The sequence below is a fragment of the Kouleothrix sp. 19917 genome (assembly GCF_057073505.1).
On the sequence record NZ_CP097099.1, the window covers coordinates 1,158,988 to 1,172,653 of the forward strand.

Genomic DNA, 13,666 nt, shown 5'->3' on the forward strand with positions numbered 1-13,666 from the left:
TCAACCAACGAAGAAAACAAGGAACGATCATGTCAACAGAGTCACCCGCTTTCACGCATGTGAACTATTCGTGGGACGACGCCGCCGCCAACGCGCTCGACCCGGTTGGGCGGCTGGTGTACCGCTCGAATATTCTTGGGGCCGACGGGCGCATTACCAACACCGGCGGCGGCAATACGTCCGCCAAAATCACCGAAACCGACCCGCTGACGGGCGAGCAGGTCGAGGTCTTGTGGGTCAAGGGCTCGGGCGGCGACCTGCGCACCGCCAAGCGCGCCAACTTCTCTTCCTTATATATGGAAAAGCTGCGCGGCTTGCAGGCGCACTACCATCATTCCCCGGTGCGCGGCCCAAAAACGCCAATCGAAGACGCGATTGTCGGCCTGTACCCGCACGCGACCTTCAATCTCAACCCGCGCCCTTCCTCGATCGACACGCCACTGCATGCCTTTGTGCCATTCACGCATGTCGACCACATGCACCCGAATGCGGTGATCGCGATTGCCGCCGCGCGCAACTCCGAGCAGCTCACCCGCGAGATTTATGGCGACGACGTGATCTGGACGGCATGGCAGCGCCCCGGTTTCGACCTGGGCCTGAAGCTGGAGCAGATTTGCAAGGAGCACCCGCATGCGCGCGGCGTGATTCTCGGCGGGCACGGCCTGATCAATTGGGCGAACGACGACAAGGCCTGCTATGAGCTGACACTTGAGCTGATCGAGCGGGCGGCGCGCTTTATTGAGGCGCGCGACCAGGGCGAGCAGACCTTTGGCGGCCAAAAGTATGCCGCATTGGACGAAGCGCAGCGCCATGCCGTATTGGCCGAAATCCTGCCGTGGCTGCGCGGCCAGGTGAGCCAGTTCAGGCGTTTTGTTGGCACGGTGCAGGAAGATGCAGCCATTCTGCGCTTTGTCAACAGTGCCGACGCGCCGCGCCTCGCTGAGCTTGGCACCAGCTGCCCCGATCATTTCCTTCGCACCAAGATCAAGCCGCTGTATGTCGATTGGAACCCGCAGACCGAGGATGCTGGCGCGCTCAGGCAGAAACTCAGCGCCGGGCTGGTGAAATACCGCGAAGACTACGCAACCTATTACGCGCAGCACAAGCATTCCGACTCGCCCGCGATGCGCGACCCCAACCCCACCGTCATTCTCATCCCCGGCCTGGGCATGATTGCCTGGGGCAAGGACAAGAGCGAGTCGCGCGTGACGGCCGAGTTCTACAATTGCGCGATCGAGGTGATGCGCGGCGCGGAGGCGATTGACGAATATACGGCGCTGCCGCTTCAGGAAGCTTTCGACATCGAATACTGGCTGCTTGAAGAAGCAAAACTCCAGCGCATGCCGCCCGAGCAGGAACTGGCGCGCCAGATCATTGCGGTGGTGGGCGGCGGCAGTGGCATTGGCCGCGAAGTGGCATTGCGACTGGCACGCGAAGGCGCGCAGATCGTCTGTGTGGATCGCGACCTGGCCGGCGCAGAATCTACCGCCAAAGCCATCACCGATGCCTACGGTTTAGGCATTGGCGTGGCCGGCAGTGGCATTTCGAACTGCGGCCCGGCGATTGGTTTGCAGGCCGATATCACCGACCGCGCCAGCGTTCGCGCAATGCTCCAGCAGGTGATGCTGGCGTATGGCGGCTTAGATGGCATGGCCGTCACGGCGGGCATTTTTGTCGCGCCCGACACGGCTGGCCGCATCCGCGACGAGCAGTGGGCGCAGACCTTTGCGATCAATGTGACCGGTTTGTATATGACATCCGACGAAGCTGCAACCGTCTGGCGCGCACAGAACCTGCCGGCCAACCTGGTGCTTACCACCTCGGCGAATGCCGTCGTTGCGAAAAAGGGCAGCGTCGCGTACGACACCAGCAAGGCCGCGGCGAACCATCTGGTGCGCGAGCTGGCGATTGAGCTGGCCCCGCTGGTGCGCGTGAATGGTGTTGCGCCGGCCACAGTGGTGCAGGGCAGCGCCATGTTCCCGCGCGAGCGCGTGATTTCGTCGCTGGCGAAATACAACATTGCCTACAGCGACGACGAGCCAAGCGAGTCGCTCACGCACAAGCTGGCGCAGTTCTACGCCGACCGCACGCTGCTCAAACGGCCTATTACGCCCGCCGAGCAGGCCGAAGCGGTGTTTCTGCTGCTTAGCCAGCGCCTGCGCCAGACCACCGGGCAGGTCATAACGGTCGATGGCGGCCTGCACGAGGCGTTTCTGCGCTAAAAACGTTTGGAGAGAACCAAACCACAAAGACATAGAGGCACGGAGTTTTGAGGTTTGCAGGTTGCAAGTTTACAGGTTGCAGGTTTGCAGGTTCTTGGGCTGGGCGTATAGCAACGCGCCCTTCCTTGGTTCTGTAACTCACTGCGTATTCCGTCTGCAAATGGATAGCAAACACGGATGATCACTGTAGAATTGTCATGCTGAGCGAAGCTACGCTCCCTCTTGCTTTTGTGAGTAGGAAATTCTTCACTCGGCTAGCGCTTCGTTCAGAATGACACAGGGAACGTGTTTACCCGAACTTGGTATGCGGTCTAGGTTTTGGGGTTGAACTTGTCTGTAGATAGGTTCAACCCCTTCCCCCTTTCACCGCTTCACCCTCTCACCCCTTTCACCGCTTCACCCCCTCATCGTGTCATCGTGTCACCCTTCATCCTGTCACCTGCTCACGCTGGCACGGCTGGCTGTTCCTCAAACGCACTCACGCCCTGGCTGGTGACGCGGAACACACGCCCACTCTCGTACTCTGGCTTGGTCAATAGCTCGACAATAGCCTTACCGACGTGCTCGGGCAGCAATGGCGTGCCCCAGCGGGCCAGAAATGCTGCTTCGCTGAGGCCCTGCGCGGCGGAGTAGGCGGCCACGGCGGCGCGGCCAAGCCCGGTGGCCGGGCTGATCTGGTTGGGCAAGAGCGCAACAAAGCGAATGCCACGCTGCAATGCGTCCGACTCGCCCTGCAAATACTGGGCAAGCAGCCACTGCATGCGTTTCGCGCCCGCATACCCTCCCGACAGCGGCGAGCCGCCAATTGCCGCGCCGCTGGAAAGAATGATCACGGTGCTGCCCGGCGCGAGCGGCTGCAGCAAGGCTTCTTTGCCAAACGCAAAGGTCATGTGCACGTCGGTTTCCCATGTGCGCGCAAACTCTTCCCACGATTGCTGGTGAACGGGTGCCATTGCTGGCGTTGCGCCCGCATTCAGCACCAGAATGTCGGGGCGGGTGGCGCGCAGGGCTTCCGGCGCAGTGTTCGCCTCCATCACGTCGGCGCGCAGTGTTTGCACGCCCGCCACCGACTGTTTGAGCGCATCGAGCTGTTTGGCATCGCGCCCGAGCGCCCACACCGCCGCGCCTTCGGCCGCAAGCGCGCGCACAATTCCCTCGCCAAAGCCACGGCTTCCGCCAACCACGGCGGCGGTTTTTCCTGCGAAGCGTCCCATAGTGCCTCCTATCACAGAAGTCAGGTTTCAGCATTCAGAAGTCAGGAGTGCTTGCGCTTTGTGAAGCCTTCGCGAACACCGGCACCCTGCTCAATTGAACTGCACGGCGCAGTTCAATTGGCCTTCACTTTCTACGACGCAGGGCATGGCCGAAGGATTCGCTTTTGAACAGATGAGGAGTTGACCAAAACCACGAAGACACGGAGGCACGGAGATTTGGGGTTAGGCAGGTTTGCAGGTTTGCAGGTTGCAGGTTTGCAGGTTGCGGGCATCATTCAGCTCTGCGCCTGCCCCATTCGAATTTGTGGGTGCAAATTCCTTCTGTGCACCTGCACATTCCCTTTCTGAGGGTGCATTATTCGAATTTGTGGGTGCAAATTCCTTTTATGCACCTGCGAATTCCCTTTCTGAGGGTGCATTATTCGAATTTGCACCTGCACATTCCTTCTATGCACCTGCAAATTCCTTCTTTGCAGGTGCAAATTCCTATTCTGCGCCTGCAAACTCGAATGCAAGGGGTAAAGATTTGCGTATTACGAACATGGCAGGAGCGAAATGGGTAAGGAATATTGCTATGCTCTCGGATGGCAAGCATAATCTAGCGCACCCTTCGATACGGCCTGCGGCCTACTCAGGATGCGGTTGCCGTTCAATGCTGGCCTACCGCTTGGGTGTGATAATGCGTAGCGCATCCTGAGTCGCGCGAAGCGCGTATCGAAGGGTGCGCGTGCGGTTCGTGCTTGCCCGCACGCCCGGCCGTGAACGACCGGGCTAATACCACGAAGCCCGCCAGCGCGGGCTGATAGAGGCGCGTAAAAGCCCCGTTCACGGGGCGTCGTTTGGTAGCGCGGCGGCTTTAGCCCCGCGCAGGTGCGAGGGCGCGACAATGCGGAGCGCACCCTTCGATACGGCCTGCGGCCTACTCAGGATGCGGTTGCCGTTCAATGCTGGCCTACCGCTTGGGTGTGATAATGGGTAGCGCATCCTGAGTAGCGCGAAGCGCGTATCGAAGGGTGCGCGTGCGGTTCGTGCTTGCCCGCACGCCCGGCCGTGATAATGCGTAGCGCACCCTGAGTAGCGCGAAGCGCGTATCGAAGGGTGCGCGTGCGGTTCGTATTTGCCCGCACGCCCGGCCGTGAACGACCGGGCTAACACCACGAAGGCCGGCTGCGCGGGCTGATCAGGCGGCATACCTTTTATATCTTCGTGCCTTCGTGCCTTCGTGGTTTCGTTCTCCAAACCTTCCGTGCCTTCGTGCCTTCATGGTTTCGTCAACCCCAAAACACCAGACCCTAAACCCTCATATCAGCGTTGGGCAAATTTGCGTAGCATGGATATAATACACACACTCCTTTTTCTACGGCACCGGGTGAGCTCGCTGCACCTCCTTTCTGACGCACACAGCCAGGCATCGGGCCGCAGCGATTGGCACGACGATGGATGCGGGGTAGCGATGGTGCTGCTGGCTGATCGCAATCGCGTTCTGCTGCTTTCGAGCGAGGTAGTATTGCGTTCTTGCGTATCTGCTTTTGCAAGGGGGACTGTATGAATGAGCGCATGGCTGGGCGAGCATTGCGAATCAGCCTGCTCTACGGGCTTTGTGCGATTGCGTGGCTGCTGTTTGCCGATGCAATAGTGCGCGCGATTGGCGGGGCGGCTGCGCTGGCGGCATTTCAGCAGATCAAGGGCTGGCTTTTTGTTGTTGCCAGCACCACACTGCTCTTCTGGCTGCTGCGCCGGGCACAACCGCACGATACCCGCGCAGACACGCAGCGCGAACAGGCCGAAACCGAGCGGCGCGAACGAAAACTCAGTGCCTTGCTCGACCACTTGCCCGTCGGCGTGGCTGTTCTGGACGCGGAGCACAGAATAAGCTACGCAAACCCGGCCCAGGCTGCGCTGCTTGGCCGCCCCGCCAGCGACCTGATCGGCCAGCCATTTGCCACATTCCGCTTTCCTGGCACCACTGGCGCAGTTCTGCCTGCCGAATCGCTGCCTGCCGCACAAGGAGCGAACAATCGCCAGCGCCTTCTCAACCAGAGCGTTGAGCTGCTGCGCGACGATGGCAGCACGCGCTGGATCGACCTCAGCACCGTGCCAGTTGATCTGCCCGATTGGAAGATTGTGGCGGTGTCTGCCGATATAACCGAGCGCCGAAATGCGGAAGAAGTGTTGCGCGAAAGCGAAGAACGGCTGCGCACCGTCACCGAAACGGCGCAAGTCGGTTTGGTGATTGTCGATTCCGAGCATCGCTACCGTTTTGCCAATCGCGCCTACGCCGATATGTTCAACCTGCCCTCCGCCGATATTGTGGGCAAGCGCTGCGCCGATGTGCTGGCCCCCGTCTATGCATCACAGATCAAACCGCGCCTGGAGCGCGCCTTTGGTGGCGAGCGCCTGAGCTACGAGCTGGTATTCCCCGCGCGCGCACCCGATTGGCAGGAGCGATTCTATAACGTGCGCTACGATCTGACCCGCGATCGCGAGGAGCGCGCAGTCACTGCGGTTGTGATCGACATAACCGAGCGCAGGCAGGCCGAGCAGCGGCTGCGCGAGCAGGCCAACCTGTTGAACCAGGTATCCGACGCGATTATTTCAATAGATAGCCAGGGCCGGATTCAAAGCTGGAACGCCGCCGCCGAAACATTGTATGGCTGGCAGGCCGATGAGGTGATCGGCAAGACCATGGCCGAAGTGCTGCAGACCGAATACCTCGACGGCGATTTGCAACAGTCGCAGGCAACACTGCTTGCCCGCGGCCAGTGGCAGGGCGAGGTGCTGCAACCGCACCGCGATGGCAGCAAGCGAACCATCCTGAGCAGTGTGCGCCTGCTGCGCGATGCTGAAGGAAACCGGGCTGGCGCGATTGGCGTCAACCGCGACATTACCGAGCGCAAGCGCGCCGAACAGGCGCTGCGCCAGTCGGATGAGCGTTTTGCCAAAGCATTTCGCACCAGCCCCTCGGCCATGCTGATCACCCGCGCGCGCGATGGCGTGTTTGTGGATGTGAATGCAAGCTACGAGCGCCTGTTTGGCTATACCCACGATGAACTGATTGGGCAGACTGGCAATGCCATGCAGATTTATACCAGCCCCGATCAGCGCGAGATGATCGTGACTATGCTGCGCGCGCAGGGCCGTATTCGCGACCTTGAGCTGTTGCTGCGCACCAAATCGGGCGAGCTGCGCACTGTCTATAGTTCGCTCGAGTCGTTCGAGCTCGATGGCGAGCTGTTTCTGCTTGGCACGATGATCGATATCACCGAGCGCAAGCGCGCCGAAGAAGCGCTGGAAGCCGAACGCGCCCAGCTGGCGCGGCGTGTGGATGAGCGCACTGCCGACCTGGTGCTGGCGAACGCCGAGCTGGCGCGCGCCGCCCGCCTGAAAGACGAATTTCTGGCGAATATGTCGCACGAGCTGCGCACACCGCTCAACTCCATTCTTGGCCGCTCGGAAGCCCTGCAGGAAGGCATCTATGGCATGCCAACGCCCAAGCAGGCCCAGGCGCTTGTGGGTATCGAGGCCAGCGGGCGGCATCTGCTGGCGCTGATCAACGATATTCTCGATCTTTCCAAGCTCGAAGCCGAAAAACTCGAATTGCAGATCGAGCCGGTGGCCGTTGCCGTGCTGTGCCAGGCAAGCATGCAGATGGTGGCGCAGAGCGCGGCACAAAAACAGCTCAGCACCCGGCTCACTGTCGATCCTGCGCTCGACATCATTGCTGCCGACGAGCGCCGCCTGAAGCAGATTTTGGTGAACCTGCTTGCGAATGCGGTGAAATTCACGCCTGCGGGCGGCGCGATTGCGCTTGCCGCCGAGGGCAACCGCGCTGCCGCGACCGTGACGTTTACGGTGCGCGATACGGGCATTGGCATTGCCGCAGAAGAGCAGCGTCGCCTGTTCCAGCCCTTTGTGCAGATCGATAGCAGTCTCAGCCGGCAGTATCAGGGCACCGGGCTGGGGCTGGTGCTGGTGAAGCGCCTGGCCGAAGCTCATGGCGGCACTGTGCTGCTTGAAAGTGTGCTTGGCGAGGGCAGCCAGTTTCGCGTGGTGCTGCCCTGGCAGGCCGTGCAATTGCCAGCAGCGGGCGCAACACTGGCGCTGCCGCCCGAGCTGGCCAATCGCGACATCCAGCGCGCCCTGGTGATCGACGATTCGCCCTCTGCGGCGCAGCAGATTGCGCGCTACCTGAGCGAGCTTGGCACACATGTCGATGTTCACCCGCATGGCAGTGGCGCGCTTGAGCGGGCCATGGCGCTGCAGCCCGATCTGATCGTGCTCGATATTCTGCTGCCCGATCTGCTTGGCTGGGATATTCTGCGCGCGCTCAAGGCCGAGCTGCGCACGCAGCATATCCCCGTCCTGGTGGTGTCGGTGCTCGACGAGCCGGAACATGCGCGTGACCTGGGCGCTGCAACGCTGCTGCTCAAACCGCTCAGCCGCGACCGGCTGGTGCAAAGCCTGTACAACATTGGCTGGGTGCCGTCGGCCGAGCGTGTGGCGCTGGTGGTGGTGCCACGTGCCGAGCCGCTGCGCATTCTGCTGGCCGAAGATAACCCGGCCAATGCCGAGCTGATGGAATATTACCTGACGGAAAAGGGTTACGAGGTGGCGGTGGTGTCGGAAGGCGAGCAGGTGCTGGAACGCGCGCGGCAAAGCAGGCCGGCGCTGATCCTGGTTGATATTCAGATGCCAGGCATCGATGGTTTCGAAGTGATGCAGCGTATTCGCGCCGACAAAGATTTCGCCACGGTGCCGATCATTGCGCTGACGGCGCTGGCAATGGCGGGCGACCGCGAGCGCTGCATCGCGGCCGGCGCAAACGACTACCTGGCCAAGCCGGTGAACCTGCAAACGCTGGTGACATGTATTGAGACCTATGGCAACCCGGCGCGGGCCTCGGGCGACAGCACAGCGGGGTAGCTGAAACCACCAAGCCCTTGCAGGGCTGCTATTCGCCAGCCTCGCAGAGGCTTTGTATTATCAGCGCGGTCGTTTACGGCCGGGCCGGGCGCGAAACATTCAGTTTGCAGAAAAATCCGTTACACTCGCCAATTTACGCAGAATCTCCTTCCTGATACAAAGTGTGGTACACTGCCCCCGCCCAATTCCGCAGCGCAAATTCTGGCACCCAGTGTCCAGGAAGGGCATCGGGGTATCGTACTGAGGCTTGCAGAGTACTTGACCATTCGTGAACTGGTGAGAAACGCGCCGGAGCACGGAACGTGCAATGACCTGCTGCATCCTGCCGACTGCAACCTGCTAAAGGAGGCGCTGTGACATCCCTTCAAGGCTCGGCTACAAACACATCCGCGCAATCGTGGCGCTGGGCGCGCGTGCTGGCAAACCCGGCCAGCGGTGCGCAAGGCGCGGCAGCTTACCTGCCAGCCGTTATCAATGCGCTGGAAAGCATTGGCATGCGCGCGGTGGTATCGTTTACCAGCAAAGAACGCTCGCCATCCGAGCAATCGGCCGAGGCGGCGCGCGAAGGCTACGATCTGGTGGTGGCGCTTGGCGGCGACGGCACGGTGGGCGCGGTTGCGTAGGGCCTGCGCGGCACCAATACGCCGCTTGGCATTGTGCCGGTGGGCACCTACAACAACACCGCGCGCAGCCTGGGCATCCCCGGCACCGCCGAAGAAGCCGCGCAGGTGCTGATCCACGGCCGGCTCTGGCGGATCGACTCGGCCACCGCAAATGGCACGCCATTTATGGAAGTAGCCGGCGTTGGCCTCGACGCACAGCTCTTTCCGGTGGCCGAAGAAATCAAATCGGGCATATGGTCGGCGGTGCCGGCGGCGATTCAGACACTGGCCGAATATCAGCCCCAGGAGCTGCGGATCGATTTTGCCGACGGAACCAGCCAAACCCTCGCCCCGCTGCTGGCAATGGTATCGAACATGCCCTACTTTGGCGCGGGCTTTGCGATTGCCCCGCAGGCACGCCCCGATAGCGGGCAGCTGGTGCTCTCGGTGTTCGAGGGTATGACCAAGCTGGAACTGCTGGCCTACTTTGCCGCAATTGCCAATGGCCGCCAGGTTGCCGAGCCGCATATTACCACCTACCAGGGGCCATCCTTCCGCATCACGCCGGTTGGGGCGTTGGCGGTGCCCGTGCAGGCCGATGGGCAGGTCGTGAGCGAAACACCGGCTGAGTTTGCCGTGCAGCCGCACTCGCTAACGGTGCTGGTGCCTGCGTAGCGAGTGCGCTTTCAGCGCAGGGGTTAGGGGATGGGGAATAGGAAGCAAGATGTATCCACAGATGACGCAGATGACACAGATATAAAGGGCTCTAATCTGCGTCATCTGCGTCATCTGTGGATGAATTTTAGGATTTTGGCGAAGCCTTGCCTTTGTATTCTTGGCGGTTTATTTCCTCGAATCGCAGAACCGCAGAATCAAGGATGGTTCTGTGGTTCTGCGGTTCCTGGTTCTTGGTTCTTCGATCCCCTGGCTTCTGACTCCTGACGGCTGACTACTGCTCAAGGAGGCTGCCCATGAAAACGGTCGCTGCCCTGCTGTTTCTGGCGCTGTTCGCCCTGTTCGCCACCCCCGCCGCCGCGCAATCGCGCGCCACCGTCACGCTGCTGCACTTCTCCGACTATCATTCGCACGCGGTGCCGCTTTACTCCGAAGGCGAAGCCGATACCGCTGGCATTGCGCGCCTGTTTGCCTACCTGCAACCCTACGCCAACGACCCGAACGCCCTGATTTTCAGCGGTGGCGACACCATGAACGCTGGCGCGCCGGCATGGTCGGATAAATTTCACTGCGCCGAGTGGCCCTGGTTCAATGGCATTGTCGACGCAATGGCGCTTGGCAATCACGATGCCGATTACGGCCCGCAGGAGTTTGCGCGCTGCCGCGACACAATCAACTACCCCATCCTCAGCTCGAACACCGTCGATGCTGCGGGCAAGCCGCTGTTCGAGTATGATGGCAAGACCTACAAAGTGTTTCAGGCTGGCGGCGTGAAGATTGGCGTGTTTGCATTAGCGGGCAGCGACTTCGAGCGGCTTGTTCGCCCGAACCTGCGGCCCTATGCGGGCGCGATGTTTGCCGACCGGGTGGCGACAGCGCGGCAGGTAGTGGCGGCGCTGCGCGATCAGGAGCACGTAAACGCGGTGGTGCTGATCGGCCACGCGCTGCGCGAAGACGACATGGCGCTGGCGCAGGCCGTGCCGGGTATCGACATTGTGTTTGGCACGCACAGCCACCGCAAGGAAGAGTTGTTCAAAATCCCCGGCACGAATACCTGGATGATTTCGCCCTTCCAGTACGCCACCTACGTCAGCAAGCTCACGCTGGAGTTTCAGGGTGGCGCGCTCGCGTCGGTTGGCGGCGGCCCGGTGCGAATCGACCACGCGCTGCTGCCCGAGCCGCGCATTGTCACAATGGTCGATGCCATGCAGGCCGATCTGGTAGCCGACCCGAAGTACGCTGCGCTGTTCCAGCCGATTGGCGCGGCGCAGGGTGAGCTTGGCACCGACGGGCAGTTTGCTGGCGAGGCCGTGCTGGGCAATTTTGTGCTCGACATTGTGCGCGCCGCCGCCAACGCACAGATGATGCTTTCGACTGCAAGCAGCTTCCGCGAGCCAATTGCGCCCGGCACGATCACCGAAGAAGCCTTCCGCGCCGCCATGCCCTACCCGAACAAGGTGCTGGTGTACACGCTGAGCGGCGCACAGGTGCAGGCCCTGCTCGACTATAGTGTGTCGCGCGCGGGCTCGGATTTCTTCTCGCAGGTGTCGGGCGTGCGCTTTGCAATTGCGAATGGCAGGGCCACGAATATTCAATTGCCGAAGGATGCGGCCAACCTTGCGGCGGGCTATGCGCCGCTCGACCCGGCCGCGAGCTATAGCGTGGCGACCACCGACTTCCAGGGCAAGATTGCGGGCGGCTACAAAGATATTTTTGCGCCCGCGCCCTTCCGCGACACGGGCATTGCCGACCTGCGCGACATTGTGCGCGACTATATCAGGAACCATAGCCCGGTGGCAGGGCAGCGCGATGGCCGAATGACGCAAGGCAGTGCTGAACCGGCCAGCGCGCCCGCGCAGCCGGCCACGCTGCCACGCGCCGGCGATGCTTCGCTGGCGCTTGGCGGGCTGAGCCTGCTGGGGGCACTTTTTGTGGCGCTGGGCTGGGCGGGCACGCGCCGCGCACGGATGCAGCGCTAGCGCGCGAGCTTGCGCGAAAACAGGGCGAATTCCAGCCTGTATCGATGCTACTATGTGTGCGCTAGCTAATTTGCATCGCCGCAGGAAGGAGCAAACGCATGACAACATCGCCTTTGAAGCCGATTATTCTCGATCTTTTGCAGCACGATCACCGCGATCAGCAGGCAATCGTGCAGGAAATTGGGGAAAGCGAGCGCAACGCCGCTGGCACATGGGAATGCTGGTCGTTCAAAGACCACCTTGCGCACCGCACCTTCTGGCATCGCGACCTCGTGACGAAAGCACATGCCATCCTGCGCGGCGAGCAGCCGCCTGCGGGCGACGCCGACGAAGAACAGATCAACACAAGCAACTTCGAGCAGCAGCAGGGTCGCCCGTTCGCCGAATTGCACGCCGACTCTGAGCGCGTGTATGGCGAGCTGATTGCGCTGGCCGAGCAGCTTAGCGAAGACGACCTGACCACATCCAAACGCTTCGATGCAATTACCGGCGGGCACCCGCTCTACACCGCCTTCGCTGGCGCGTGCTACGAGCACGATCAGGAACACCTCGCGCAATATTTTCTCGATCACAACGACGCGGCGCGCGCAACGCAGATTCGCGAGCACTGTGCCGGGCGCATTGTTGACGCGGCGCTGCCGGAATGGGTGAAAGGCTGGTTTTCGTACAACCTGGCGTGTTTTTATGCGCAGCAAGGCCAGCTTGCGCAGGCACGGGCTGCACTGCAGCGGGCAATTGCCTTTGATCCAAAATTGGAAGAACGCTGGGTGAGCGATTCGGATTTGGGTGCGTTGCGCGCTGAGCAATCGTAACGAGCCAGCGCCGTGTGTTGCGCGCTTATGGTTGCGCGGGCACCTGCTGATCCTGGGCGATCCACTGGCCACGCTGGTAGTACCAGCGCGTGCCGGGCGGGAATTTCGGCTGCGCCGTTGCGGCTGGCAGGGCGGGCGCGCCGCTAGTTGCAGGGGCAGCGTCGCCTGGGCGAAAATAGATCAGCGCCGCGCCAATAAGCAGCGTGCCAAGCAGCACAATTGCCAGTGCCGCGCGCTGCCACGCGTGTAAACGATGCCACCAGTGTGGCCGGGCGGCTACTTCGCGGGTTGGCGGATTTTCGGCAAACATCGGTTATTCGTCTCTAGCGAGCGCTGATCGCGGCGCGTGCATCACGCCGTCAGCGCATGATAGCATACGCCATGCCGTGATTTCACCACCTGTCGGCGAGCGACACATGGCAAATCTATTTTCTGTGCCTGATGCTAGGGAAAGCCATGAGGCGCGGAATGGTTATTCAGAAGCGGGCTCTGAGTCGCCTGTTGCGTCTGAATCTTCCTGCACAATCGTGCGGAGCTGTGCAGCTTGCTGGCGCAGCCGCTGGAAATAGGCCGACTCAGTGATCTCGGCCACTTTTTTCGCCTGGCGCCCCTGATCGATCTGGATGCGCAGATCGTGCACCTGCTGCTCCAGCCGCGCCTCGCGGGCGCGCACTTCCTGCGCCATGCGCTGAAACACGCGCGCAAGCTGGCCCAGCGCATCGGGCCGGGCTGCAACCGCGTCGAGGCTGCTGTGGTCGAATGTTCCCGCCTCGACGGTTGCCGCCGCCGCCGTGACGTAGCCAACCTGCTCAAGATATTCCAGCTCCAGGTCGCGCAGGCGCTTGCCCGCCAGCGACGCCCCAATGCGGGCGCGCAGCAGCGCGGCATTAAACGGCTTGGGCAGGTAGTCGGTTGCGCCAAGCTCGACGCAGCGGATCACGCTCGTCAGCTCATCCACGGCTGAGATCATAATCACCGGCAGGTGGCGCAGCGCCTCGTCGGCTTTGATCGCTTCCAGCGTCTGGTAGCCATCCTGCTCAGGCATCAGGATGTCGAGCAGAACGACATCGAATGGCGGCGACTGTGCAGCGCGCAGCAGCGCCAGCGCGCTGCGGCCGTCGTTGGCGGTTTCGGCGCTGTAGCCCTGCTCGTGGAGCGCGCGCGTGAGCAACATGCGATTGACTGGGTTGTCGTCGACGACCAGAATGTGGCCGTTGCCTGGCGTCATCACGCATTCCT

The 13,666-nt window shown here is 61.6% G+C and carries 8 protein-coding genes and 1 pseudogene; 6 read left to right on the forward strand and 3 right to left on the reverse strand.

Annotated features, from left to right (window positions below; translation table 11 throughout):
* Positions 1-29: 29 nt before the first annotated feature.
* The gene (locus M1P90_RS04600) at positions 30-2,222 is read left to right on the forward strand and encodes a bifunctional rhamnulose-1-phosphate aldolase/short-chain dehydrogenase (RefSeq protein ID WP_483701478.1); all 2,193 of its coding nucleotides are present in this window, start codon (positions 30-32) and stop codon (positions 2,220-2,222) included.
* Between the two features lie 443 nt (positions 2,223-2,665).
* Here the strand turns inward: M1P90_RS04600 and M1P90_RS04605 are convergent, their stop codons facing one another.
* A complete protein-coding gene (locus M1P90_RS04605; RefSeq protein WP_483701479.1) occupies positions 2,666-3,436 on the reverse strand; it encodes an SDR family NAD(P)-dependent oxidoreductase in 771 nt (256 codons plus the stop codon).
* 1,545 nt (positions 3,437-4,981) lie between these two features.
* Between M1P90_RS04605 and M1P90_RS04610 the strand changes: the two genes are divergently transcribed.
* From M1P90_RS04610 to M1P90_RS04630, 5 genes and pseudogenes are all read left to right on the forward strand, one after another.
* Positions 4,982-8,359, forward strand: a complete 3,378-nt coding sequence (locus M1P90_RS04610; RefSeq protein WP_483701480.1) for a PAS domain-containing hybrid sensor histidine kinase/response regulator — start codon at positions 4,982-4,984, stop codon at positions 8,357-8,359.
* A 413-nt stretch (positions 8,360-8,772) separates the two neighbouring features.
* A pseudogene (locus M1P90_RS04615) lies at positions 8,773-9,114 on the forward strand (diacylglycerol/lipid kinase family protein); the annotation flags it as partial.
* Positions 9,115-9,147: 33 nt separating this feature from the next.
* Positions 9,148-9,636, forward strand: coding sequence for a diacylglycerol/lipid kinase family protein (locus M1P90_RS04620; protein WP_483704604.1), 489 nt, complete (start codon positions 9,148-9,150; stop codon positions 9,634-9,636).
* Between the two features lie 296 nt (positions 9,637-9,932).
* Positions 9,933-11,615 (forward strand): bifunctional metallophosphatase/5'-nucleotidase, encoded by a 1,683-nt coding sequence (locus tag M1P90_RS04625; RefSeq protein ID WP_483701481.1) that lies wholly within the window; start codon positions 9,933-9,935, stop codon positions 11,613-11,615.
* Between the two features lie 98 nt (positions 11,616-11,713).
* The gene (locus tag M1P90_RS04630) at positions 11,714-12,427 is read left to right on the forward strand and encodes a TPR end-of-group domain-containing protein (RefSeq protein WP_483701482.1); all 714 of its coding nucleotides are present in this window, start codon (positions 11,714-11,716) and stop codon (positions 12,425-12,427) included.
* A gap of 25 nt (positions 12,428-12,452) precedes the next feature.
* Here the strand turns inward: M1P90_RS04630 and M1P90_RS04635 are convergent, their stop codons facing one another.
* Entirely contained in the window at positions 12,453-12,737 is a 285-nt protein-coding gene (locus M1P90_RS04635; protein WP_483701483.1) for a hypothetical protein, read from the reverse strand.
* 162 nt (positions 12,738-12,899) lie between these two features.
* Positions 12,900-13,655 carry a response regulator gene (locus M1P90_RS04640; protein ID WP_483701484.1) on the reverse strand — a complete coding sequence of 252 codons (756 nt, stop codon included), beginning with the start codon at positions 13,653-13,655 and terminating at the stop codon, positions 12,900-12,902.
* Positions 13,656-13,666: the final 11 nt, after the last annotated feature.